At 58.1% G+C, this 24,179-nt stretch carries 25 protein-coding genes and 4 tRNA genes; 11 read left to right on the forward strand and 18 right to left on the reverse strand.

What is annotated here, in order from left to right; all coding sequences use genetic code 11:
- Positions 1-228: 228 nt before the first annotated feature.
- From lon to ACIQY3_RS13980, 8 genes are all read right to left on the reverse strand, one after another.
- Positions 229-2,625 (reverse strand): endopeptidase La, encoded by a 2,397-nt coding sequence (lon, locus tag ACIQY3_RS13945; RefSeq protein WP_054053842.1) that lies wholly within the window; start codon positions 2,623-2,625, stop codon positions 229-231.
- A 162-nt stretch (positions 2,626-2,787) separates the two neighbouring features.
- Positions 2,788-4,071, reverse strand: coding sequence for an ATP-dependent Clp protease ATP-binding subunit ClpX (gene clpX / locus ACIQY3_RS13950; RefSeq protein ID WP_403020223.1), 1,284 nt, complete (start codon positions 4,069-4,071; stop codon positions 2,788-2,790).
- A 112-nt stretch (positions 4,072-4,183) separates the two neighbouring features.
- A complete protein-coding gene (gene clpP / locus ACIQY3_RS13955) occupies positions 4,184-4,819 on the reverse strand; it encodes an ATP-dependent Clp endopeptidase proteolytic subunit ClpP (protein ID WP_008148423.1) in 636 nt (211 codons plus the stop codon).
- Positions 4,820-4,912: 93 nt separating this feature from the next.
- Positions 4,913-6,223, reverse strand: coding sequence for a trigger factor (gene tig / locus ACIQY3_RS13960; RefSeq protein WP_403020226.1), 1,311 nt, complete (start codon positions 6,221-6,223; stop codon positions 4,913-4,915).
- Positions 6,224-6,626: 403 nt separating this feature from the next.
- Positions 6,627-6,702 (reverse strand) — tRNA-His (locus ACIQY3_RS13965).
- Between the two features lie 78 nt (positions 6,703-6,780).
- Positions 6,781-6,865, reverse strand: a tRNA-Leu gene (locus tag ACIQY3_RS13970).
- 56 nt (positions 6,866-6,921) lie between these two features.
- Positions 6,922-6,997 (reverse strand) — tRNA-His (locus tag ACIQY3_RS13975).
- Positions 6,998-7,029: 32 nt separating this feature from the next.
- Positions 7,030-7,106: transfer RNA gene (locus tag ACIQY3_RS13980), tRNA-Arg, on the reverse strand.
- A gap of 274 nt (positions 7,107-7,380) precedes the next feature.
- Here ACIQY3_RS13980 and folD point away from each other — a divergent pair.
- From folD to pbpG, 3 genes are all read left to right on the forward strand, one after another.
- Positions 7,381-8,235 carry a bifunctional methylenetetrahydrofolate dehydrogenase/methenyltetrahydrofolate cyclohydrolase FolD gene (gene folD / locus ACIQY3_RS13985; protein ID WP_403020229.1) on the forward strand — a complete coding sequence of 285 codons (855 nt, stop codon included), beginning with the start codon at positions 7,381-7,383 and terminating at the stop codon, positions 8,233-8,235.
- A 169-nt stretch (positions 8,236-8,404) separates the two neighbouring features.
- Positions 8,405-9,199 (forward strand): methanethiol S-methyltransferase, encoded by a 795-nt coding sequence (gene mddA / locus ACIQY3_RS13990; protein ID WP_403020232.1) that lies wholly within the window; start codon positions 8,405-8,407, stop codon positions 9,197-9,199.
- Between the two features lie 159 nt (positions 9,200-9,358).
- Positions 9,359-10,297: a D-alanyl-D-alanine endopeptidase gene (gene pbpG, locus ACIQY3_RS13995; RefSeq protein ID WP_403020235.1), complete on the forward strand. Its 939-nt coding sequence runs from the start codon at positions 9,359-9,361 to the stop codon at positions 10,295-10,297.
- Between the two features lie 62 nt (positions 10,298-10,359).
- Here the strand turns inward: pbpG and ACIQY3_RS14000 are convergent, their stop codons facing one another.
- The 3 genes from ACIQY3_RS14000 to ACIQY3_RS14010 all read right to left on the reverse strand — a co-directional run bounded on the left by ACIQY3_RS14000 (position 10,360) and on the right by ACIQY3_RS14010 (position 11,639).
- Positions 10,360-10,575, reverse strand: coding sequence for a hypothetical protein (locus ACIQY3_RS14000; protein WP_403020237.1), 216 nt, complete (start codon positions 10,573-10,575; stop codon positions 10,360-10,362).
- 18 nt (positions 10,576-10,593) lie between these two features.
- Entirely contained in the window at positions 10,594-10,800 is a 207-nt protein-coding gene (locus tag ACIQY3_RS14005) for a DUF6021 family protein (protein WP_403020239.1), read from the reverse strand.
- Between the two features lie 110 nt (positions 10,801-10,910).
- The gene (locus ACIQY3_RS14010) at positions 10,911-11,639 is read right to left on the reverse strand and encodes a peptidase C39 family protein (protein WP_403020241.1); all 729 of its coding nucleotides are present in this window, start codon (positions 11,637-11,639) and stop codon (positions 10,911-10,913) included.
- A 167-nt stretch (positions 11,640-11,806) separates the two neighbouring features.
- On the opposite strand from ACIQY3_RS14010, the gene ACIQY3_RS14015 reads away from it, so the two are divergent.
- Positions 11,807-11,977, forward strand: coding sequence for a hypothetical protein (locus tag ACIQY3_RS14015; RefSeq protein ID WP_403020243.1), 171 nt, complete (start codon positions 11,807-11,809; stop codon positions 11,975-11,977).
- A gap of 79 nt (positions 11,978-12,056) precedes the next feature.
- On the opposite strand, the gene ACIQY3_RS14020 is transcribed toward ACIQY3_RS14015, so the two are convergent.
- Together ACIQY3_RS14020 and ACIQY3_RS14025 are read right to left on the reverse strand one after the other, a co-directional pair.
- The gene (locus ACIQY3_RS14020; protein WP_403020245.1) at positions 12,057-12,806 is read right to left on the reverse strand and encodes a TerC family protein; all 750 of its coding nucleotides are present in this window, start codon (positions 12,804-12,806) and stop codon (positions 12,057-12,059) included.
- 29 nt (positions 12,807-12,835) lie between these two features.
- Positions 12,836-13,078, reverse strand: a complete 243-nt coding sequence (locus ACIQY3_RS14025) for a hypothetical protein (protein WP_403020247.1) — start codon at positions 13,076-13,078, stop codon at positions 12,836-12,838.
- Positions 13,079-13,355: 277 nt separating this feature from the next.
- Here ACIQY3_RS14025 and nhaR point away from each other — a divergent pair, with 277 nt between their 5' ends.
- Positions 13,356-14,255, forward strand: coding sequence for a transcriptional activator NhaR (nhaR, locus tag ACIQY3_RS14030; RefSeq protein ID WP_403020249.1), 900 nt, complete (start codon positions 13,356-13,358; stop codon positions 14,253-14,255).
- On the opposite strand, the gene ACIQY3_RS14035 is transcribed toward nhaR, so the two are convergent.
- The gene (locus ACIQY3_RS14035; protein ID WP_403020485.1) at positions 14,242-15,402 is read right to left on the reverse strand and encodes an MFS transporter; all 1,161 of its coding nucleotides are present in this window, start codon (positions 15,400-15,402) and stop codon (positions 14,242-14,244) included. The two genes, nhaR and ACIQY3_RS14035, sit on opposite strands and share 14 nt — an antisense overlap.
- A 335-nt stretch (positions 15,403-15,737) precedes the next feature.
- Between ACIQY3_RS14035 and sstT the strand changes: the two genes are divergently transcribed.
- Entirely contained in the window at positions 15,738-16,964 is a 1,227-nt protein-coding gene (sstT, locus tag ACIQY3_RS14040) for a serine/threonine transporter SstT (protein ID WP_403020251.1), read from the forward strand.
- 187 nt (positions 16,965-17,151) lie between these two features.
- Here the strand turns inward: sstT and ACIQY3_RS14045 are convergent, their stop codons facing one another.
- Positions 17,152-17,661: a DUF1993 family protein gene (locus ACIQY3_RS14045; protein WP_403020253.1), complete on the reverse strand. Its 510-nt coding sequence runs from the start codon at positions 17,659-17,661 to the stop codon at positions 17,152-17,154.
- Positions 17,662-17,803: 142 nt separating this feature from the next.
- Between ACIQY3_RS14045 and ACIQY3_RS14050 the strand changes: the two genes are divergently transcribed.
- Positions 17,804-18,448, forward strand: a complete 645-nt coding sequence (locus tag ACIQY3_RS14050; protein WP_403020255.1) for a YceH family protein — start codon at positions 17,804-17,806, stop codon at positions 18,446-18,448.
- A 127-nt stretch (positions 18,449-18,575) separates the two neighbouring features.
- Here the strand turns inward: ACIQY3_RS14050 and ACIQY3_RS14055 are convergent, their stop codons facing one another.
- Positions 18,576-19,394, reverse strand: a complete 819-nt coding sequence (locus ACIQY3_RS14055) for a shikimate 5-dehydrogenase (RefSeq protein ID WP_403020257.1) — start codon at positions 19,392-19,394, stop codon at positions 18,576-18,578.
- 245 nt (positions 19,395-19,639) lie between these two features.
- Between ACIQY3_RS14055 and ACIQY3_RS14060 the strand changes: the two genes are divergently transcribed.
- The 3 genes from ACIQY3_RS14060 (at position 19,640) to ACIQY3_RS14070 (ending at position 20,717) form a co-directional block, all read left to right on the forward strand.
- Positions 19,640-19,999 (forward strand): hypothetical protein, encoded by a 360-nt coding sequence (locus tag ACIQY3_RS14060; RefSeq protein ID WP_123513639.1) that lies wholly within the window; start codon positions 19,640-19,642, stop codon positions 19,997-19,999.
- A 236-nt stretch (positions 20,000-20,235) separates the two neighbouring features.
- Positions 20,236-20,430 (forward strand): hypothetical protein, encoded by a 195-nt coding sequence (locus tag ACIQY3_RS14065; protein WP_322216511.1) that lies wholly within the window; start codon positions 20,236-20,238, stop codon positions 20,428-20,430.
- A gap of 104 nt (positions 20,431-20,534) precedes the next feature.
- Entirely contained in the window at positions 20,535-20,717 is a 183-nt protein-coding gene (locus ACIQY3_RS14070) for a hypothetical protein (RefSeq protein WP_403020487.1), read from the forward strand.
- Here ACIQY3_RS14070 and ACIQY3_RS14075 read toward each other — a convergent pair.
- Positions 20,714-21,775 carry an AI-2E family transporter gene (locus ACIQY3_RS14075; protein ID WP_403020261.1) on the reverse strand — a complete coding sequence of 354 codons (1,062 nt, stop codon included), beginning with the start codon at positions 21,773-21,775 and terminating at the stop codon, positions 20,714-20,716. The genes ACIQY3_RS14070 and ACIQY3_RS14075 overlap by 4 nt on opposite strands.
- A 168-nt stretch (positions 21,776-21,943) precedes the next feature.
- Here ACIQY3_RS14075 and yegQ point away from each other — a divergent pair, with 168 nt between their 5' ends.
- Positions 21,944-23,263, forward strand: coding sequence for a tRNA 5-hydroxyuridine modification protein YegQ (gene yegQ / locus ACIQY3_RS14080; protein WP_403020263.1), 1,320 nt, complete (start codon positions 21,944-21,946; stop codon positions 23,261-23,263).
- A gap of 41 nt (positions 23,264-23,304) precedes the next feature.
- Here the strand turns inward: yegQ and ACIQY3_RS14085 are convergent, their stop codons facing one another.
- A complete protein-coding gene (locus ACIQY3_RS14085) occupies positions 23,305-24,168 on the reverse strand; it encodes a LysR family transcriptional regulator (protein ID WP_403020265.1) in 864 nt (287 codons plus the stop codon).
- Positions 24,169-24,179 lie beyond the last annotated feature (11 nt).

Genomic DNA, 24,179 nt, shown 5'->3' on the forward strand with positions numbered 1-24,179 from the left:
GTGTCTTTTGTTTTGTATTTTTTTGTTTTGTGTTTATTTGTGTTTGTTGTGTTTTTTTGTTTCTGTTTGGTGTTGTTCTCTCTAAGTCCCCTTATTTCTATTTGAGTATGATTCTAAGTTTTTTGGTGAAAGCAAAAACGAGTGCTGAATGGCCTACAGACACTTAAGAGCCGCTTTATAACAAGGGCTCTAAAAAACTGTCAAGGAAGCCCCCCAGGCAAATGCGTACTAATGCGTGCTAATTCTTTCCTTAGAGTCAGACTCGCGTTTTTCATCCTTTGCAACTATCTCCGGAGCCACATCCGGCAAGGGCTCCGGCGCGTATTGCAGCGCAATTTGCAGGACCTCGTCAATCCATTTAACCGGTTTAATCTGCAGATCTTGCTTAATATTGTCAGGAATTTCCTTCAGATCGCGTACGTTCTCTTCAGGAATGATCACAGTCTTGATCCCGCCACGGTGAGCAGCCAGCAGTTTTTCCTTCAAACCACCGATCGCCAGCACTTGGCCACGCAGGGTAATTTCGCCGGTCATGGCGACGTCTGCGCGTACAGGAATTCCGGTCAATGCTGACACCAAGGCCGTGCACATGCCTACACCGGCGCTAGGGCCGTCCTTCGGGGTCGCCCCTTCCGGCATATGGATGTGCGTGTCGCGCTTCTCGTGGAAGTCCAGGGGGATCCCCAGGCTCTTGGCACGGCTGCGGACCACGGTCAGGGCGGCGGTGATCGATTCGACCATCACATCCCCCAGAGAACCGGTCTTGATCAACTGGCCTTTGCCCGGTACGACGGCGGCTTCGATGGTCAGCAGTTCGCCGCCCACTTGAGTCCACGCCAGGCCGGTCACCTGACCGATCTGATCCTGGGATTCCGCCAGGCCGTAACGGAATTTACGCACACCGAGGAAGTGTTCCAGCATGTCTGCGGTGACCTTCACCGAGAAGCGTTTTTCCAGTGCGTGCTCTTTGACCGTCTTGCGGCAAACCTTGGCAATCTGGCGCTCAAGCCCCCGTACACCGGCTTCGCGGGTGTAGTAGCGGATGATGTCGCGGATCGCTTCGGCGTCGAATTCCAGCTCGCCTTTCTTCAAGCCGTTGGCAGCAATCTGCTTCGGCGAGAGGTATTTGACAGCAATGTTGATCTTCTCGTCTTCGGTGTAGCCCGGCAGACGAATCACTTCCATCCGGTCCAGCAGCGCCGGTGGGATGTTCATGGAGTTGGAGGTGCAAAGGAACATCACATCGGACAGGTCGTAGTCGACTTCCAGATAGTGATCGTTGAAGTTGTGGTTCTGCTCCGGATCGAGCACTTCCAGCAACGCCGACGCCGGATCACCACGCATGTCGCTGCCCATCTTGTCGATTTCATCGAGCAGGAACAGCGGGTTACGGACGCCCACCTTTGTCATCTTTTGAATCAATCTTCCTGGCATCGAACCGATGTAAGTACGGCGATGACCACGGATTTCCGCTTCATCACGCACGCCACCGAGGGCCATGCGCACGAATTTGCGGTTGGTGGCGTGAGCAATCGACTCCGCCAGAGAGGTTTTACCCACCCCTGGAGGACCGACCAGGCACAACACCGGACCACGAATCTTCTTCACGCGCTTTTGCACGGCGAGGTATTCGAGGATGCGTTCTTTGACTTCGTCCAGACCGTAGTGGTCGGCGTCGAGGATGTCTTCGGCACGAGCCAGGTCCAGACGCACTTTGCTTTGAGCCTTCCACGGCACCTGAACCAGCCAGTCGATGTACGAACGCACCACCGTCGCTTCCGCGGACATTGGCGACATTTGTTTCAGCTTGTTCAGTTCGCCCTGGGCCTTGGCCAAGGCATCTTTCGGCAGGCCGGCAGCATCGATGCGCTTTTTCAGCTCTTCGATTTCGTTGTGGCCTTCCTCGCTGTCGCCGAGTTCTTTCTGAATGGCCTTCATCTGCTCATTCAGGTAGTACTCGCGCTGACTGCGCTCCATTTGTTTCTTGACGCGACCGCGAATGCGTTTTTCGACTTGCAGCAGATCGATCTCGGCATCCAGCAACGCCAGGACGTGCTCGACCCGGGCCGACAAATCGATAATTTCGAGGATTTCCTGCTTCTGCTCGATCTTCAGGGCCATGTGCGCGGCCATGGTGTCGACCAGGCGGCCTGGCTCGTCGATGCTGTTGAGCGACGACAGGACTTCAGCCGGGACTTTCTTGCCCAGCTGCACATATTGTTCGAACTGAGCCAGCAGGCTGCGCACGAAGACTTCCGACTCGCGCTCAGGCGCGTCAACTTCGTCGATCAGCGAGACTTCGGCACGAAGGTGGCCGTCCACTTCGCTGAAGCGCTCCACGGCGCCCCGCTGCTCGCCCTCGACCAGAACCTTGACGGTGCCGTCGGGCAGCTTGAGCAGTTGCAGGACAGTTGCAATGGTACCTACGCGATAAAGTGCTTCTTCACCGGGATCGTCGTCAGCAGGGTTTCTCTGAGCCAGCAGAAGGATCTGCTTGTCGCCCGTCATCGCAGCCTCGAGGGCTTCGATGGATTTCTCGCGCCCCACGAACAGCGGGATAACCATGTGCGGATAAACCACGACATCACGCAATGGCAGGAGAGGCAATTCGATGGTTGTCTTCATGATTTTGCCTCTACGGCGGCCATAAGGCCGTAAACAGATGGAAGTAAGCTTGAAACCAAGATGGGGGCTGCTTTCAAAAAAAACAAGCGCAAAGAGGGTGTTAAAAACGCTTTAAAAGAAAAGGGGCCCGAAGGCCCCTTCTTTGTTCCAGCAGCGTGACGCTTAAGCGTCTGGCGCGGCCTTGGCTGTCGGCTCACTGTTTTCGTAGATATACAGTGGCTTGGACTTGCCTTCGATAACACTTTCATCGATCACTACTTTGCTCACCTCGGACTGCGAGGGGATTTCATACATAGTGTCGAGCAATACACCTTCGAGAATCGAACGCAGTCCACGGGCACCGGTCTTGCGTTCCAGGGCACGTTTGGCGACCGATTTCAGTGCGTCGGCCCGGAATTCCAGGTCCACGCCTTCCATCTCGAACAACTTGGCGTACTGCTTGGTCAGAGCATTTTTCGGCTCGGTGAGGATCTGCATCAAAGCAGCTTCATCAAGCTCGTCCAGCGTCGCGAGGACCGGCAGACGACCGACGAATTCCGGGATCAGACCGAACTTGACCAGATCGTCAGGCTCGACTTCACGCAGGGACTCACCAACTTTCTTGCCTTCTTCCTTGCTGCGCACTTCTGCGTTGAAACCGATACCACCTTTGGTGGAACGGTTTTGAATAACTTTTTCCAGACCGGAGAAAGCACCACCGCAGATGAACAGGATGTTACGGGTGTCGACCTGAAGGAATTCCTGCTGCGGATGCTTGCGCCCACCTTGCGGCGGAACGGAAGCGACCGTGCCTTCGATCAACTTGAGCAGGGCCTGCTGCACGCCTTCACCGGAAACGTCCCGGGTGATCGACGGGTTGTCAGACTTGCGCGAGATCTTGTCGATCTCATCGATGTAGACAATGCCCATCTGGGCTTTCTCTACGTCGTAATCGCACTTCTGCAGCAGCTTCTGAATGATGTTCTCGACATCTTCACCTACGTAACCCGCCTCGGTGAGGGTGGTTGCGTCGGCGATGGTGAACGGAACGTTCAGCAAGCGGGCCAGTGTTTCGGCAAGCAGGGTTTTACCCGAGCCTGTCGGGCCGATCAGCAAAATGTTACTTTTGCCGAGTTCGACGTCGTCATTCTTTTTGTCACGCTGATTCAGGCGCTTGTAGTGGTTGTACACCGCTACGGCCAGAACCTTTTTCGCACGCTCCTGACCAATCACATACTGATCAAGGATGCCGCTGATTTCTTTCGGCGATGGCAATTTATGCGCGCTGCTCTCGGCCTGGGCTTCCTGCACCTCCTCACGGATGATGTCATTGCACAGGTCAACGCACTCGTCGCAAATAAAGACCGAGGGGCCGGCAATCAATTTGCGCACTTCATGCTGGCTATTGCCACAGAAGGAGCAATAGAGCAGCTTGCCGTTGTCCTCGCCGTTGCGGGTGTCAGTCATTCGTTCGATCCAAATCCGATAGGCTTGCAACACAAGATGAAGGCTATTGCGGGCTTTTTCAAGCCCGCTGGTGATCGGAGCAGCCGACCACGCCTATTTTGAGCTGCTTATTTTAAGCGGGGCGCTGGCTGATCACTTCATCGATCAAGCCGTATTCACGCGCGGCTTCTGCACTCATGAAGTTATCGCGGTTGGTGTCGCGCTCGATTTCTTCAAGGGTGTGCCCGCTATGCTTGGCCATCAGCGTGTTGAGACGCTCACGAATGAAGAGGATTTCCTTGGCATGGATTTCGATATCCGACGCCTGGCCCTGGAAACCGCCCAATGGCTGGTGAATCATCACACGCGAGTTCGGCAGGCAGAAACGCTTGCCGGCGGCACCGGCCGTCAGCAGGAAAGCGCCCATGCTGCACGCCTGGCCGATACAGGTGGTCGATACGTTGGGTTTGATGAACTGCATGGTGTCGTAGATCGACATGCCTGCTGTCACCGAACCGCCCGGGGAGTTGATATAGAGATGGATGTCCTTGTCCGGGTTTTCCGCTTCAAGGAACAGCAGTTGCGCACAAATCAGGTTAGCCATGTAGTCCTCTACCGGGCCAACCAGAAAGATCACTCGCTCCTTGAGAAGGCGCGAATAGATGTCGTAGGCGCGCTCGCCACGAGCGGACTGCTCGACAACCATCGGGACCAGGCCGCCTGCGGCCTGGATATCAGAGTTCTGCTGAATATACGAATTACGGAACATGCTCTGCAGTCACTCCCAAATAGTTATGTCTTGAATACGCATAAGCCAGCACGAAGGCTGGCTTATGGTGATTACTTCTTACTACAGAAACGATCAGTCGGCTTGTGGAGCTTCTACCGGCTTGACTGCTTCTTCGTAAGAGACCGACTTGTCGGTCACGCTAGCTTTCTGCAGAACAGTATCCACAACTTGTTCTTCCAGCACAACCGAACGGACTTCGTTCAGTTGCTGGTCGTTCTTGTAGTACCAGGACACAACAGCCTCAGGCTCTTGGTAGGCCGAAGCCATTTCCTGAATCATTTCGCGAACGCGGGCTTCGTCTGGCTTGAGGTCGAATTGCTTGACCACTTCAGCCACGATCAGACCCAGTACAACGCGGCGCTTGGCTTGTTCTTCGAACAGCTCGGCCGGCAGTTGATCAGGCTTGATGTTGCCGCCGAACTGCTGAACAGCCGGCACGCGCAGACGGTCAACTTCGTTGGACAGCAGGGCCTTAGGCACTTCGATCGGGTTGGTGGCCAGCAGACCGTCCATTACCTGATTCTTGACCTTGGATTTGATCGCCTGACGCAGCTCGCGCTCCATGTTCTTGCGAACTTCGGTGCGGAAGCCTTCCAGACCGGTTTCCTTGATGCCGAATTGAGCGAAGAACTCTTCGTTCAGCTCTGGCAGTTTTGGCTCGGAAACAGTGTTCACAGTCACGGTGAACTCAGCGGTTTTGCCCGCCAGGTCGAGGTTCTGGTAGTCCTCTGGGAAGGTCAGGTTCAGAACGCGCTCTTCGCCGGCTTTAGCGCCAACCAGACCGTCTTCGAAACCAGGGATCATGCGGCCGGAACCCAGAACCAGCTGGGTGCCTTTGGCGGAACCGCCAGCGAACACTTCACCGTCAACCTTGCCAACGAAATCGATGTTCAGTTGGTCTTCGTTCTGGGCAGCGCGATCGGCTTCTTCAAAACGGGTGTTCTGCTTGCGCAGCACGTCCAGCATCTTGTCCAGGTCAGCGTCAGCCACGTCAGCGCTCAGGCGCTCAACAGTGATGCCGTCGAAACCGGCGACAGTGAACTCCGGGAACACTTCGAAAATAGCGACGTATTCCAGATCCTTGCCAGCTTCGATCGACTTAGGCTCGATCGAAGGCGCGCCAGCCGGGTTCAGCTTCTGCTCAACGACAGCTTCGTAGAAGGAGGACTGGATCACGTCGCCTACAGCTTCCTGACGTGCATCAGCACCGAAACGGCGCTTGATTTCACTCATTGGCACTTTGCCTGGACGGAAGCCAGCAATCTTGGCCTTTTGGGCGGTCTGCTGCAGACGCTTGTTGACCTGAGTCTCGATGCGCTCAGCCGGCACGGTGATGCTCATGCGGCGCTCAAGAGCAGAAGTATTTTCAACAGAAACTTGCATGGATATTCCTCGTTGCACAGACGTTAGCCGGCCGTTTCCGACCCCAGAATCAAGGGCATGCATTCTAGTGGGTCAAACTCAAGAAGTCACCCTACTGAAAACGGGTAAAAAAGCAGCAGGCAATTTATAGGCGAGGGACAAACGGTTGTGCCTCGCCCTGTTAGCAAATACAGCCAATCAAGCCAGGGCCCTGCACCACCCCTTCTATATATAGAAGAAGTTGCCAATCACCTCCCTGACAGCCGATCTTGCGAGCAAGGCCGGCGGACGGCGCGGCATCATCGAGAAACAAAAATACGACGAAACACCCCACCGCTGCGACCCAGGACATGCAGTCGCTGAACACTCGAACCGCTAAAACAAAAAAGGCGCCAGACTGTAAAATCTGGCGCCTCTCGAAATATGGGGTGGACGAAGGGGATCGAACCCTCGACAACGGGAGTCACAATCCCGTGCTCTACCAACTGAGCTACGCCCACCATATTGCATTGCAAAGAAACCAAACTACTTCCTTGCTTTACCCCAGCCAGGCCAATTGGCCTGGGTGAAGCTTTATTTGGTGCGGATGAAGAGACTCGAACTCTTACACCTTGCGGCGCTGGAACCTAAATCCAGTGTGTCTACCAATTCCACCACATCCGCGCTTGAAGCTGTTAAAGCAAAGGCGCCAGACTGTTAATCTGGCGCCTTTCGAAATATGGGGTGGACGAAGGGGATCGAACCCTCGACAACGGGAGTCACAATCCCGTGCTCTACCAACTGAGCTACGCCCACCATATTGCGCTACTTGTGCCAAAGCTGCCTAATGGCGCACCCGGCAGGACTCGAACCTGCGACCATCCGCTTAGAAGGCGGATGCTCTATCCAGCTGAGCTACGGGCGCCTTATTAGCTGTACTCTTGGAGGACTACAAACTAAGAGCTTTCCAGTCTTGCAGAACCGTAATCCCGCTTGACCTTCTCATCCAGTGCTAGGCTGTGCCCGACAAGTGCGACGAATAGTATAGAGCGCCCCAGAGGCCGTCAAATCCTTTTTAAAAAAAATTCATTTAATTAAAGGGCTTAGAGGAATTTGCAGACCAAGCGCCTTTGCCCTTGCCGCCTGACATGCGAGAATGCGCCCTCTTTTTTTCCCCTCTCGATGGTTAATCACGCGCAATGACTGCACAACTAATCGACGGCAAGTCAATCGCCGCCAGCCTGCGCCAGCAGATCGCCAAACGAGTTGCCGAACGTCGCCAGCAAGGTCTGCGCACGCCCGGCCTCGCGGTGATCCTGGTCGGCAGCGATCCTGCCTCTCAGGTTTATGTCTCGCACAAGCGTAAAGACTGTGAAGAGGTCGGCTTCCTGTCGCAAGCCTACGACCTGCCTTCTGAAACCACTCAAGAAGCGCTGACCGATCTGATCGATCGCCTGAATGACGACCCGTCCATTGACGGCGTTCTGCTTCAGTTGCCTTTGCCAGCCCACCTGGACGCCTCCAAATTGCTGGAGCGCATTCGTCCGGATAAAGACGTCGACGGTTTCCACCCTTATAACGTCGGTCGCCTGGCGCAACGCATTCCACTGCTGCGCCCTTGCACACCCAAAGGCATCATGACCCTGCTGGAAAGCACCGGGGCTGATCTCTACGGGATGGACGCGGTGATTGTCGGCGCCTCCAACATTGTCGGCCGCCCGATGGCGATGGAACTGTTGCTGGCCGGCTGCACCGTCACCGTCACCCACCGCTTCACCAAGGACCTGGCCGGCCACGTCGGCCGTGCCGATCTGGTGGTCGTGGCCGCCGGCAAGCCGGGCCTGGTCAAGGGCGAGTGGATCAAGGAAGGCGCGATCGTGATCGACGTCGGCATCAACCGCCAGGAAGACGGCAAGCTGGTGGGTGACGTGATTTACGAAACCGCCCTGCCCCGCGCCGGCTGGATCACTCCGGTTCCGGGCGGCGTCGGCCCGATGACCCGCGCGTGCCTGCTGGAGAACACCCTGTACGCAGCGGAAACCCTGCACAGCTGAGTTCGCTTGCTGCACAAACAGAGCCCCGCCTTTGCGGGGCTTTTTTGTTTCTGAATACCGGACAAACAGCCCGCGAACTATCAGAATAAAAGACAGGCAGAAGAATAAACGTCCTACAGACGCCAACAGGGCAACCGGATACCAATGGCATGCTCGCCAGGAGTCGTCCATGAAGCCAGACACCACACCCGAACATCGCTTGAGCACCTTCACGGGAAAACTGGCGGGCCTGCTGTATAGCCTCTGCAGTTATCTGCTGTTCCTGCTCACCGCGCTGTACCTGATCGGTTTTCTCTCCGGCCTTGGCGTACCCAAGGATATTAATTCCGGTCCCGGCCTTAGTTGGCCGTTGGCCGTCATCGTCGACACCTTGCTGATTACGCTGTTTGCCCTGCAGCACAGCGGCATGGCGCGCCAGCGTTTCAAGCGCTGGTGGACCGCACACATCCCCGCCCCCATCGAGCGCGCGACCTATGTCTTGTCGACATGCCTGGTGCTCATATTGCTGTTCTGGCTGTGGCAACCCATGGCAACGCCCATCTGGAGCGTGACCTCCACATGGGGCCACGGATTGCTCATGGCGCTGTTCTGGCTGGGCTGCGGGGTGGTGGTGCTTTCCACTTTCCTGATCAGTCATTTCGAATTGCTTGGCATTACCCAGGCACTCAGCGCCTGGCACTCGGCCAGGCCCGACAACCCCACGTTCAAAACCCCTTTACTCTATAAGCTGGTCCGCCACCCCTTGTACCTGGGATTTCTGATCGTGTTCTGGGCGACACCCGACATGACGGTCGGGCATCTTTTGTTTGCGCTGCTTAACACGATCTACGTCCTGATCGGCGCTCATCTTGAAGAGAAAGACCTGGCAGAGATGTTCGGCGAGCGCTACCGACGCTATCAACAGAACGTCGCCATGCTGGTGCCCTTGATCAAGCGCAAACCCGACCGTAAGCAAGACGAATAAAGGCGAGCCGATCCAGCACTAAAAACATTAAATTTTCTTCATATAAAGCGCTCGTCATACGGGCGCCTAGCGCTTTCGTGGCTCATACTCCTAGAATGCGTCGTTTTTAAGAAACAGCCCGTAACAAAACGGCATATCCACCCTTATGAGTTCGCCCGCGTGAAAATCCGTCTTTCCATCCTGAGTCTATTTTTTGCATTTACAGGGACTGTTATCACGCCAATGACCCATGCCGCGGAAACCACCGCGGCACCGCGAGACGCGTCACAACTGAAGATCGCTTCCGGCAGCGCTTTGTTGATGGATTTGCAGACCAACAAAGTGATTTATGCCAACAACCCGGACGTGGTCGTGCCCATCGCGTCGGTCAGCAAATTGATGACCGGCCTGGTGGTGGTTGAAGCGCACCAGAACATGGATGAATACATCAACGTCGACATCAGCCACACGCCGGAAATGAAAGGTGTGTTCTCCCGGGTCAAGCTCAACAGCGAACTGCCGCGCAAGAAAATGCTGCTGATCGCACTGATGTCCTCGGAAAACCGTGCCGCCGCCACCCTCGCCCATCACTACCCGGGCGGTTACGTCGCGTTTATCGCGGCGATGAACGCCAAGGCCAAGGCGCTGGGCATGAGCAACACCCACTTCGTCGAACCGACCGGGCTTTCCCCGCGTAACGTCTCCACCGCACGAGACCTGAGCAAACTGCTGATCGCCGCGCACAAATATCCACTGTTGACCGAATTGACCACCACCAAGGAAACCACCGTCGCGTTCCGTAAACCCAACTACACCCTGGGTTTTCACAACACCGATCATTTGGTGAACAAACCCAATTGGGATATCAAAATCACCAAGACTGGTTTCACCAACGAAGCCGGCCATTGCCTGGTGCTGGTGACCAGCATGGGCAATCGTCCGGTGGCTTTGGTAATTCTCGATGCCTTCGGCAAGTACACGCACTTTGCCGACGCCACGCGAATCCGCAGTTGGGTCGAAACTGGCAAGAGCACTAACGCGCCGTCGGTGGCCCTGCAGTACAAAGCCGCGAAGAACCTGAAACAGCGCCAGAGCGGTGTGGTTGAAGCTTCGAAATAGTCCAGCGACAGCAAAAGCAAAGCCCCGATCAGTCGGGGCTTTTTTCATTCAGGGAGAATGGATTAATCGTTGGGCAGCGGCATCTGGTCGTCATCTGGAATACCGTCGCCGGCACTCGGATCTTTCCAGCCGTGCGGATGTTCCTCGGGCGCTACCATTGGTCGCGCAAGTGGATCGCGCAGCGGGCTGTCCGGGTCCAGCACTGGATCGATGTCGTCCTCGGGTGTGGTCGGCACGCTGTCCGGACGTTTGTCGTCAAAACTCGAATCGGTAGACATAAGCCACCTCATTGCACGTCAGGGTTTGAGATCGCCCAGCGGGTCGTAGGGCTTTGCGGGTTTCTTGTCATCCTCACCCGGCTTTATATCCAGGGGCGCCTTGGCGGGCCCGACAGGATCGACCTGTGGGTCGGCAAGGTCGGGCGAATCGGGATCGAAGCCCAACTCATCGCCGGACGAATGCTCGGACGAATGCGGGCCGTCTGAAGTCTTGGAATGTGCCATGGACGCCTCCTTGGGTCTGGCCCGGAGAAATCCGGGCCCTACTCATAAGAGGCCTGGGGCACGCGACGGTGCCCGGGAGATGACGAACGGAGCGTCTACAAGGGAAACCGTTACTGAGCCTTCAACGCCTTGGTCGCCCGCGCTGCTGCCTGTTCCTGACCGGCCTGCCCCAGATCATTCGCGGCCTTGAGCCAGCGCTGCTCATCGACCTTGGCCGGGATCTGGTTCGGCTTCTGGATCAGCACGGCCCAGCCGCCCGCATCCTTGAACGACGACTCAAACGAACTGAAGCTCATCAACAACCGGCGGTTCATCCCGGAACGCAACAGCACCGTCTGCTTCTGCCGGTTGTACCCGGCGAGAATGGCGTAGCGCGGCTCGGCCCAGAACGCCGAACCTTCGGTGAAGCGCAGCATCACCGGATAACCGGCCGCGACCTGGGTCAACAACGCCGGCAGATTGCTGTCAAGGGGATACACCACCATGCCGTACTCGCGGGCGAGGTTCTGCATGTTTTGTTGCAACTGTGCCTCGGCGCCCGGCAAATGCAGGGGTTTTTCCAGCAACCCCGGCGTAATCACCACGCCTTGCTGGGACAGCATGCTGGCCAACACCTGCGGTCCACTTTGATTGGCCTGGCCACGGTAGAACGTACCGCTGAGCTCAACGCGCTCCGGCAGGCGCTGGACCTCCGGCGCCACACTGCCGGCGCAACCGGCCAACACAGCAACACAGCCAGCCACCAACGCAGCCGTTCGAATTCGAGAAAATACCCGCACCATCATCACTCTCTTGTTCAGACGCCAGGCAATCGTGCCCCCGGCTTGGCCACTGATCATAGGATGCCGCGCCGCAGCGGTATAGCCTAAACCGGCAGTTGTCTGCATTCGATAGAGCGAACGGGTTGGTGACAGGCGACCTTTGGTCAATAGCCTGAAACACAGCAGCGACTAGACTGTCATTTGCAGAGAGCGTGTGCCCGATGCAGGGCAAAGAGGAGGCGCCGATGAGCCTGACAATGACAATCGTAATGCTGATTTCCGGCTGGCTGGCCGTGGCCGCCGCCATGTTATGGGGGGTCCTGCGCATCACTCGCCGGCACCATCATCACCCCGTGCAATCGCTGCCCGAGACTAAACCCGATCAGCCAGCGCCCCGCCCCGCCACCGCCCACTGACCGACATTTTTCGGCCAGCCAAACAAAAACGGCCGCCTGGACTCTTTCGAGTGCAGGCGGCCGCTTGTTTCAGCGCCGTTTAAGCTTCAGCAGCGACGCGCTTCTGCTTGGCCCGCCGCGACATCATGTTCAACCCCTCGATCGTCGCCGAGAACGCCATGGCGGCGTAGACGTAGCCTTTCGGTACGTGGGCGCCGAAGCCTTCGGCGATCAGCGTCATGCCGATCATGATCAGGAAGCCCAGGGCCAGCATCACCACGGTCGGGTTGTCGTTGATGAACTTGGCCAGCGGGTCAGCCGCCAGCAACATCACCAGCACCGACACTACTACCGCGATGATCATGATCGGCAAATGCTCGGTCATGCCGACAGCGGTGATGATGCTGTCGATGGAGAACACCATGTCGAGCATCAGGATCTGCCCAATTGCCGCGGCGAAGCCCAGGCTCACGCCGGAGGTGGCCGACTTCGGATCGTCCGGAGCCGGGTCCATGCTGTGATGGATTTCGGTGGTCGCCTTCCACAACAGGAACAGGCCACCGGCGATCAGGATCATGTCCTTCCAGGAGAACGTCTGGCCGAGGATATCGATCACCGGCTCGGTCAACTGAACAATGAACGCGATGGTGCTCAACAGCGCCAGGCGCAGGATCAGCGCCATGCCGATACCGATGCGGCGTGCCTTCTGCCGATGCTGTTCCGGCAGTTTATTGGTCAGGATCGAGATGAAGATCAGGTTATCGATGCCGAGCACGATTTCCATGACGATCAACGTGGCCAGGGCAATCCAGGCGGTGGGGCTGGCGGCTAGTTCTACAAGGTATTCCATGGGTCAGTCCTGACTCGCTGTAAGACGGTTTAGATTTCCTGGGACGAAGATTCGCGCTTTTCTTTATCTTCGGTCGGCTGTTCTTTCTTGCTGATCAACCCACCAGTGGCATCGCTGAGCGCCTTTTCGGCAGCCTTGTGGGTGTCGTCGATGGCCTGCTTGGCGGTTTCGGTGGCCTTGCCCATCAGTTGCTGGGCGCTCTTCTCGGCTTGGTCGCAACCGGTCAATACCAGTAAAGACGTGATCAACAGCGCCGTGGCGGTAAGTTTCATGGGGCTTTCCTCGATAGAACGGACAGGTGCGAATAGGCACCCCGTCGATAGCGAGGCATTCTAGGGAGCCAAACACTTCAGGAAAATTCGTATTTTTAGCGGTTATACTTCGGCCATTACGAATCCAGGCCAAAAGCCGATATCGCCACGTTGCCCCTGTAGGAGCTGTCGAGTGAAACGAGGCTGCGATCTTTTGATTTTTAAGAGCCAGATCAAAAGATCGCAGCCTCGTTTCACTCGTCAGCTCCTACGGGTGATTTGAACAGGGGTTTCCTATTTGCTGAATTATCGACAGCTGCACTACTTCTGGGTCGTGGCCAAAACCGGCAGCATCGTGCGCGCCTGCGAGCAGTTGAACCTGACGCCGCAGACCATCAGCGGGCAGATTTCCCTGCTGGAACAAACCTACGGCATCGAGTTGTTTCGCCGGGTCGGGCGCAACCTGGAACTCACCGAGGCCGGGCGCCAGACCCTGCCCTACGCCGAACAGATGTTCCAGCTCGGCGGCGAACTGGAATTGATGCTCCGCGCCCAACCCAATGAGCAACAAATCCTGTTCCGGGTCGGCGTGGCGGACGTCGTGCCCAAATCCATCGTCTATCGCCTGATCGCGCCAACCATGGAATTGAGCGAGCCGCTGCGTATCACCTGTCGCGAGGACAAACTCGAACGTTTGCTCGCCGACCTGGCGATCCAGCGCCTGGACCTGGTGATTTCCGACAGCCCGATGCCGTCGCACCTCGATATCAAGGGCTACAGCCAGAAACTCGGTGAGTGCGGGATCAGTTTTTTTGCGACAAAAGCATTGGCGGAGCAGTACGGCCAGGACTTCCCGCGCAGCCTGCATGGCGCACCGCTGCTGATTCCCGGGCCGGAAACCGTGGTGCGCAGTCGTTTGCAACGCTGGTTTGCCGAGCAGCAGATTCAGCCCCGCATCGTCGGCGAGTTCGATGACAGTGCATTGATGCAGGCGTTCGGCCAATCCGGCAGCGGGATTTTCATTGGCCCGAGCGTGATTGCCGACGAGGTGAAACGCCAATACGGCGTGGAGTTGATCGGCCAGACCGACGCGGTGACCGAGTCGTTCTATGCCATTTCCGTGGAACGCAAGGTCAAGCACCCCGGCATTGTCGCCATTACCGAAGGTGCCCGACGCGAGTTGTTTACTGAGCTATGACCGGCTCCCGGGGTGCCATGGTCATCAGCGCCATGGCCAGCAGGATCGAGGCCAGGATAAACGCCGCCGCCGCGAACCCCAGGCCACCCAGGCCAAAGGCATTGATCACCCGGCCGCCCACCATCGCGCCAAGGCCGATCCCGAGGTTGGCCCCGGCGATGTTCAGTGACGCGGCAAACGCCGGCGCCTCAGGCGCAGCCTTCATCAAGCGCACATGGCTGACCAAAAACAACGCGGCCTGAGTGATCCCCCAAATGCCCATCGCTGCTGCCAGACCGAGCGGCGACTGAATGTTCGGCACCAGCGCAATCAGTCCGGCAATCAGAAACGCGCAGAACATCATCGACGCAATCAGCGGATGACGATCCACCGCACGGCCGCCCCACCAGTTGCCGATCAACCCCACCGCACCGAAGCCCATCAGGCACCAGCCAACCAACGTGCCGTTGAAACCGGCCAAGCGTTCAAGAATGTCCGCCAGGTAGGTATACGCGGTGAACATGCCGGTAAACACCAGGATCGACAGCAGTACATGCCCGATCATCAACGGGCTGCGCAGAATCTTGAACTGGGAGCGAAAGCTCGCCTGCTGCTGATGCAGGATGGTTTTCGGCAAGTAGATAAACAGCAGCAACGCCTTGGCAAATGCGATCACCGCCAGAATGCCGAAGGCACTGCGCCAGCCGAACGCGTCGGAAATCAGCGTGCCGACCGGAATGCCGAACACCATCGCGCACACAATCCCGAAGCCGATCTTGGAAATCGCGCGACCGGCATGATCCGGCCCGACGATGTCCACCGCCGTCTCGCTGGCCAGGGCCCAGAACACCGGCAACCCTAGCGCCGGGATCAACCGCGCGGCGGCCATGACCCAGATATTCGGCGCCAACGCCGCGACCGTGTTGGCCACGCCAAACATGATCAGCACCGAAATGAACAGTTTGCGCCGCTCGAACCGGGCGAAATACGCAGTGAGGAAAGGGCCGAACGCGGCCACGGTAAACGCGAACAGCGTCACCAGCAGACCGGCCTGAGGAATCGTGACCTCAAGGTCCCGGGCGATCGCCGGCAACAGGCCGACGATGATGAACTCCGTGGTCAGCACCGTGAAACCGGCGGCAGACAACAGAAGAATAGGCAACAACAGCATGCAGAACTCCAGAAAACGCCGACAGCAGCGATAGCCCGGAGGCCCGCTGGCAGAAATTGAAAATGAAGGGGGCGAAGCTTAACAGAGTGTTTCCAAACCAGGTTGCACGAACCTGCATATCCCGTGGAACAGCCGGGTGGCAGATCGTCACAGGTCTGAAGGATCGGGACGACCCTGTGATAAAGTCCGCGCCCTGCGATTCGTACACCCTATTCATCGGCCAGTTGCTGGCATTGATGTCGCGATACCCCTTGGTTCCTCCATGTGGCCTGCCCTGCTTTTTGCTGCGTGACCCGCGGAACCCTGCACCTAAAAAAATCAGAGATACCGTTATGAGCGCTTCATCCCCGTCCCTGTTTCACCGCTTGAAACGCACCAGCCTGGTCACGCAAATCATCATTGGCCTGATCGCCGGCATTGCCCTGGCCTTGTTTGCACCCGACGTGGCGAAGTCCACTGCATTCATCGGCAAGGTCTTTGTCGCGGCCCTGAAAGCCGTCGCACCGATCCTGGTGTTCGTGCTGGTCATGGCTTCGATTGCCAACCATAAGCACGGTCAGGAAACCCATATCCGGCCGATCCTGTTTCTGTATTTACTGGGCACTTTTGCTGCGGCCGTGGTCGCGGTGGTGGCCAGCACGTTGTTCCCGTCGAGCCTGGTGCTGTCGACCCAGGATGTCGCGGTGACGGCGCCGGGCGGTATTGGTGAAGTGTTGCAAAGTCTGCTGCTGAGCGTGGTCGACAACCCGGTCAGCGCGCTGATGAACGCCAACTTCATCGGCATTCTGGCGTGGGCGATCGGCATGGGCGTTGCGATTCGCCATGCCGGCGATACCACCCGCGAGGTGCTCGGTGACTTGTCGAATGGCGTGACCTTGATCGTGCGCCTGGTGATCCGCTTTGCGCCGCTGGGGATTTTCGGGCTGGTGGCGTCGACGCTGGCCACTTCGGGGTTCGGTGCGTTGATCGGCTATGCGCACCTGCTGGCGGTGTTGCTGGGCTGCATGCTGTTCGTGGCGCTGGTCATGAACCCGGTGATTGTGTTCTGGAAACTGCGCCGCAACCCGTATCCGCTGGTGCTGATGTGCCTGCGGGAAAGCGGCATCACCGCGTTCTTCACCCGCAGTTCGGCGGCGAACATTCCGGTCAATCTGGAATTGAGCAAGCGCCTGGGCCTGCATGAAGACACCTATTCGGTATCGATCCCGCTGGGGGCGACCATCAACATGGCCGGCGCGGCGATCACCATCACCGTGTTGACCCTGGCGGCCGTGCATACGCTGGGAATTGCCGTGGACATTCCTACGGCGATTTTGCTCAGCGTCGTCGCGGCGATTTGCGCGTGTGGCGCTTCGGGTGTGGCGGGCGGTTCGTTATTGCTGATTCCGCTGGCGTGCAGCCTGTTTGGCATTCCAAGCGAGATTGCGATGCAGGTGGTGGCGGTGGGTTTCATTATTGGTGTGCTGCAGGATTCAGCGGAGACGGCGTTGAATTCGTCCACCGATGTGTTGTTCACCGCCGCCGCGTGCATGGGTGAAGAACAGAAAAGCCTGGCATAACACGCCTCCCCCTGTGGGAGCGGGCTTGCTCGCGAAGGCGGTGTGTCAGGCACATTGATGTTGAATGTGCCGCCGCCTTCGCGAGCAAGCCCGCTCCCACAGGATCTGCGGTGCAATTGAAAAATTCTTGGCCATGAAAAAGCCCCCGCAACCTGAGGCTGCGGGGGCTTTTTATTGCCTGGACGGCTTAGAACGCGCCCATGTAATCGCGCTTGCCCACTTCCACACCGTTGTGACGCAGCAAAGCGTAAGTGGTGGTGACGTGGAAGAAGAACTGCGGCAAGCCGTAGCTCAGCAGGTAAGCCTGGCCGCTGAAGCGCTTCTCTTTCGGCGTGCCTGGGCGGGTGATGATTTCGATGCCTTCCTTGCCGTCGATCTGCTCAGGCTTGATCTCGCCGATGTAGGCCAGAACCTTTGCGATCAGTGCTTGCAGCTCGGCGAAGGTGGTTTCGGTGTCTTCGTACTTCGGCACTTCAACTTCGGCCAGACGCGAGGAAACGCCCTTGGCGAAATCAACGGCGATCTGCACTTGGCGGACCAGCGGGAACATGTCCGGGTACAGGCGGGCTTGCAGGAACGCGTTCGGGTCGATGTTCTTGGCGGTGGCGTGGGCTTCAGCCTTGTTCAGCACATCGCTCAGGGCGTTGAGCATTTGCTGGAAAACCGGGACGGAAGCGGCATACAAAGAAATGGTCATGGCAGTCTCGTGTTTGTGGCGGGTGTGAAAACGTGGGGCGATTATAGCCATGCTTGATGACCGGGCGGCTTGCCTTTTGTATCGCAAGGATTAGGCTAGGCGGCTTCGACTGCACGCATCGACAGCAAAGGGAAAAGCGCGAATGAGCACTGAGCAAGAGACATCCTTCGACGAGCCGCGCCTCAACAGCACGGAAATCCGCATTCTGGGTTCCTTGATCGAGAAACAGGCCACCAGCCCGGAAACCTATCCGCTGACCCTTAATGCGCTGGTGATTGCCTGCAACCAGAAAACCAGCCGCGAACCGGTGATGAACCTGACCCAGGGCCAGGTCGGCCAGAGCCTGCGCGCCCTCGAAGGCCGCGGCTTCACCAAACTGGTGATGGGCAGCCGTGCCGATCGCTGGGAACACAAGGTGGACAAGGCGCTGGAACTGGTGCCGGCCCAGGTGATCCTGACCGGGCTGTTGTTTCTGCGCGGCCCGCAAACCGTCAATGAACTGCTGACCCGCAGCGGCCGCATGCACGAGTTCGAAGATGCCGAGCAGGTGGTGCATCAGCTGGAGCGTTTGATTGCGCGGGGTTTGGCATTATTGATTCCACGTCAGGCCGGGCAGCGGGAAGACCGTTACATGCATGCACTGGGCGATCCGGCGGATATCGAAGTGATTCTGGCGGCACGGCAGAACCCGGCGGAACGTGGGGCTGGCGGCGTGTCGGTGGAGCGGATCGAAGAGCTGGAAGCGCGAATTGCGGCGCTGGAAGAACGCCTGGCGCGCCTCGAATAGCCCGAACACACAGATTCCAATGTGGGAGCGGGCTTGCTCGCGAAGGCGGTGTATCAGTCACCATCAATGTTGAATGACACACCGCCTTCGCGAGCAAGCCCGATCCCACAGGGGTTTTGTGAATGGATCAGCTTCGGGCGAACGCCACCGCAGCCTGAAACTGCTCGTCCGTCGGCCGCACGCCGGTATAAAGCACAAACTGCTCCAGCGCCTGGATCGCAATCACTTCCAGCCCGGTAATCACGCGCTTGCCTTCCGCCCTTCCCCGCACGATCAGCGGTGTTTCCGAGGGGATCGCCACCACATCGAACACCGTCTCCGCGGCAACGATGGCCTCAGCGTCAAACGCCAATTGATCAGCCTCCGGCCCGCCGGTCATGCCGATGGGCGTGACGTTGATCAGCATCTGCAGGCGGTGCGCGCCCAATTCTGCTTGCCACTCATAGCCCAGTGCGTCGGCCAGGGCTCGCCCGGCGCGTTCATTCCGGGCCACGATCAGGCCATTTTTGTAACCGCCGTCGCGCAAGGCACTGGCCACCGCCTTGGCCATCCCGCCGCTGCCGCGCAGGGCAAAGGTCGACTCCTTCGGCACCTGATGGGTTTCCAGCAACTGGGCGATGGCGATGTAATCGGTGTTGTAAGCCTTGAGATGGCCGTCAGTATTGACGATGGTGTTAATCGACTGAATGGCGGCGGCAGACGCGTCCAGTTCATCCACCAGCGCGATGCAGGCTTCCTTGAACGGCATCGACACGCCACAACCGCGAATACCCAAGGCACGAATCCCGCCGACAGCGCCGGTCAGGTCTTTACTGCTGAATGCCTTGTAATAAAAATTCAGCCCCAGTTGTTCGTACAGATGATTGTGGAATCGCAGGCCAAAGTTCCCGGGGCGTCCTGAGAGGGACATGCACAGCTGGGTGTCTTTGTTGGGGTTCATCTGCATGAAATATCTCCTTCGATTGCACTTTCAGATAGACGGGATTAGCCATTCCATCCTGTTCTGTTCGATCATTAGGCCTGTCCGCACGCGGCTTTGCAGCAGCGTAAGGAAGCCGGTACAGACCTTACACAAAATTTACCTAACGGCTGTGCAGTTTTTCAAAAAAGCGCTGTCTTAGAAGTATCCCCGCGACAATCCTTGGGTCTATTGCAGATTCAAGCGCCGGGTCGAAGAACCGAGGAATTATCATGATCCGTAAAATCCCCACAGTAGCCTTGTTGATTGGTGTACTGGCTGTCGCAGGGCAGGCAGAAGCCCATGGCGGTGGCGGTTGGCAAGGTCCAGCGGTGTTTGGTGCGATCGTTGGCTCGGCCATCGTCGGCTCGGCCCTCATTAACGCCAATCGGCCGGTCTATGTAGAACAGGCGCCGGTTTACGTTCAGCCACAACCGGTCTACGTGCAACAACCGCCACCACCGGTCTACTACCAACCGGCCCCGGTGTATGTGCAACAACCGGTCTACTACCGCCCGGCACCGGTTTATTACGGCCCGCCACGCGGTTACTACGGTCACCCCCATGGTTACTATGGTGGCCCACGCTGGTAACAGGTTCATCAGGCCCCGCCTTAAAAGCGGGGCCTTTTTTATGCCCGCCAGTCGGGCAAGGTCTGGATAAATCTCGTCAAGGTCGCTGTCGGGACAGTGTTGGCGGGTAAAGTAGGCAAGATTGACGGGGCCGCCCTTCCCCCACTTTGGGAAATACGGTCATATTTATGTCATGTCAGGTCCGCAAGCTGGGATCTGTCCGTAAACAACAGGTTGATAAAAACAAGGACGACCTCATGCCCACGCAAAACCCGCACCGCAATGTCGGCTTGTGCACTTCCAGCAAGGTGTACAACGCACTGACCGAACTCAAGCACCTGGAAGGCCATCGCAGCGCCAAGTTTCTCTCGCTGCTGGCCGAAAACCTGGTGCGCAAAGGCGTTCTCAACGAGCAGGAAGTGGTTCATATGCTCGATCTGGTCGTGGATTGATCGCCACCCCTCGTTGGCATCAATGACCACTATCGAAAACGTTGATTGTCCGTTGAACCACGCGGTCCGTAAGGTAGCTCCATAGATTGATGGAGGTACTTATGATGTCCCAGGTTCAGATCATGTCCGTAATCGGTAGCGCCGTTCCCGCATCGCTCAGAGAGCTAGGATTGCTCGCCTGTTGGTACCTGATGCGCGACGGCGAACCGATCAGCGGCCCGCTCACTTCGCTTCCCGCCGCACAGGCCTTGTCGCAACGTATCGGCACCGGGCAGCTCAGGGCCTAAGGCAGCTGAACCCGCGGCTTGGTGTCGATGAAGATCGCCCAGCTCGACATAAACAGCGCGGCGATCAACGGCCCGATTACAAAGCCATTGAGACCGAAGACGGCCATGCCGCCCAAGGTCGAGATCAGGATCATGTAATCGGGCATTTTTGTGTCCTTGCCCACCAGGATCGGACGCAGCACGTTGTCCACCAGGCCAATCACAAACACACCGAACAGCCCCAGCACCACGCCCTGCCAGATAGCCCCGCTGAGCAGGAAATACACTGCCACCGGCGCCCAGACAATCCCCGCCCCCACCGCCGGCAACAGCGACAGAAACGCCATCAGCACCGCCCAGAGCAACGCGCTCGGGATATCCAGGAACCAGAAAATCAAACCGCCCAACGCACCCTGTGTGATCGCCACCAGCAGGTTGCCTTTGACGGTGGCCCGCACCACGCGGTTGAACTTGAGCTGCAAGCGGCGTTTCTGGTGCTCCTGCAACGGCACCGCCGTGCGCACTTTACGCGCCAGTTCGGCGCCGTCCCGCAGAAAGAAAAACAGCAGGTACAGCATGATGAAGAAGCTGACGATGAATTCGAATGTGCCCTGGCCAAACGTCACAACCTGCGCAGCCACAAACTGACTGCCCTGCATCGCGCCCTTGACGATTTTGTCCTGCAGGCCCTTCAACTCGCCGACACCGAAGCGATCGAGCAAATGCTGGAAATAAGGTGGCAAGCCGTGCTTGAACTGCGCCACATACGCCGCAATGTCCAGTTCGCCGCTTTCGATGCGGCTGTACAGCGACGCGCCTTCCTGAACCAGCAAAATACTGATGATGATCACCGGTAAAATCGCGATCACCAGACAGATGCTCAAGGTGCACAGGGATGTCAGGTTGCGTGGCCAGCCGAATTTCATTTGCAATCGCCGCTGCAACGGCGCGAAAACGATGCCGAGGATGACGGCCCAGAACACCGCGCCATAGAACGGCAGCAGGATCCCGATAAACGCGACGGTGACCGCCAGCAGTAAGACGAGCAGCGATCTGTTTTGTAGCGTGGTTGCTTTCATGTCCGATCCATGTCAGTGCGCAAAAAGGAGCGCGAAACTCGTCTCCTGATGCTTAGTCCGCCACGGTTCGCGTGAGTGCCATCCGTTTGTTCATCAAGCATAGATCCAGATCAACAAACCCTCGGGCCAAGCCGTTTACCCTGCCGGGCTTTTGTGGTCGAAGCCCCCATGTCCCTCATCGCTCCCGAACTGCTGGCCCCCGCCGGCACCCTGAAAAACATGCGTTATGCCTTCGCCTACGGCGCCGACGCGGTGTACGCCGGCCAGCCTCGCTACAGCCTGCGGGTGCGCAACAACGAATTCGACCACGCCAACCTGGCCCTAGGCATTCGCGAAGCCCAGGAACAGGGCAAGCGTTTCTACGTGGTGATCAACATCGCGCCGCACAACGCCAAGCTCAAGACCTTCCTCAAAGACCTGGAACCGGTGATCGCCATGGCGCCGGACGCGCTGATCATGTCCGACCCCGGCCTGATCATGCTGGTGCGCCGACACTACCCGCAGATGCCGATTCACTTGTCGGTGCAGGCCAATACGGTGAACTGGGCGAGTGTCGAGTTCTGGCAGCAACAGGGCCTGAGCCGGATCATCCTGTCCCGGGAACTGTCCCTGGAAGAAATCGCCGAGATCCGCCAGCAGGTGCCGGCCATGGAGCTGGAGGTGTTCGTCCACGGTGCGTTGTGCATGGCCTACTCCGGACGCTGCTTGTTGTCGGGCTATATGAACAAGCGCGATGCCAATCAGGGCAGTTGCACCAACGCTTGCCGCTGGAAGTACTCGGCTGCGCAAGCCACGGAAAACCAACTCGGCGAAATTGTTCAGCAGTTTCAACCGACCCTCGGCATCGGCGCGCCGACCGACCGGGTGTTCCTGTTGCAAGAGGCCAATCGCCCGGATGAGTTGATGCCGGCCTTCGAGGACGAGCACGGCACGTACATCATGAACGCCAAGGATCTGCGCGCCGTGCAGCACGTCGAACATCTGACGCAAATGGGCGTGCATTCACTGAAGATCGAAGGCCGGACCAAATCCCACTTCTATTGCGCCCGCACCACCCAAGTGTATCGCCGGGCCATCGACGATGCGGTGGCCGGGCGCGGCTTCGACCGCAGCTTGATGACCGACCTGGAATCCCTGGCCCAGCGCGGCTACACCGAAGGCTTCCTGCGCCGGCATGTGCATGATGAGTACCAGAATTACCAGAACGGCAGCTCGGTGTCGGAGCGCCAGCAGTTTGTCGGCGAACTGACGGGTGAACGACGGGATCGACTGGCGGAGGTGAAGGTGAAGAATCGCTTTGGCCTGGGGGATCACATGGAACTGATGACGCCCAAGGGCAACTTTCACTTCGATTTGCATCAGTTGCAGAACGTCAAAGGCGAGCCGATTGAAGTCGCGCCGGGGGATGGGCACACGGTGTACCTGCCGATTCCGGACGCGGTGGATTTGCGGTTTGGGTTGTTGATGCGGGATGTCGGCGAACGCTGATATCTATCAAACAACACAAATCCCCTGTGGGAGGCCAAGGGTCAAGCGAATTCCTCGCGCAACATCCCCACAAACGCCTCCCGCGCCGGGTGCACCCCGGCGTTTTCATGCCAGTAGAACAAATTTTCCACCGCCGTCAGCTCCGGGAACTCATACCCCGCGCAACCCGCGCCCTTGGCGTACTGATCGAATATCCCTTTGGGCACCAGCGCCACCCCGGCCCCGGCACTGACGCAACCGACAATCGCCCCGTAACTGGCCAGGCTGACAATCGGCAGCGCCTGGCCCTTGCGCAACAGCCAATGTTCCAGCGCCGCGCGATACGGACAGCCCTGGGGCCACATGAATACGGTTTTGTCCTGCAAATCGGCGATGTCGCGCACCGGGCCGAAGGACGTCGATGCAATCAGCAACAACTCTTCGCGGTACATCGGCGTGCGCTTGAGCTGCGAGCGCTCGACATCCACCGCAACAATGGCGCCGTCGAGGCGGTGATTGGCGGTGTCGTCGAGCAATTGGCTCCAGGTGCCGGTGGTCAGTTCCAACGCCACGCCGGGATAGCGCTTGTGGAACTTGGCCAGCAAGCGTGGCAAGCGACCGGTGGCCGAGGACTCGATGGCGCCGATGCGCAGCGGCCCGGAAGGATCGGCGGACGGGTCCAGGGCGCGCTTGGCTTCCGCCGTCAGCGCGAGGATTTTCGAGGCGTAGGCCAGAAAGGTTTGCCCCGACGGACTGATCCGCAGCCCCCGGCCTTCGCGCAGGAACAGCGCCACGCCTAACTCGGCCTCCAGCGCCTTGATCCGCGCGGTGATATTCGACGGCACGCAATGCAACAGCTCGGCCGCCCGAGCGATGCTGCCGACGTCGGCAACGGTCTTGAACATGCGAATCTGGGCCAATTCCATACATCACCTAA

Origin of the sequence: Pseudomonas sp. NPDC096950 (assembly GCF_044762525.1) — a bacterium.
Lineage (GTDB): Bacteria > Pseudomonadota > Gammaproteobacteria > Pseudomonadales > Pseudomonadaceae > Aquipseudomonas.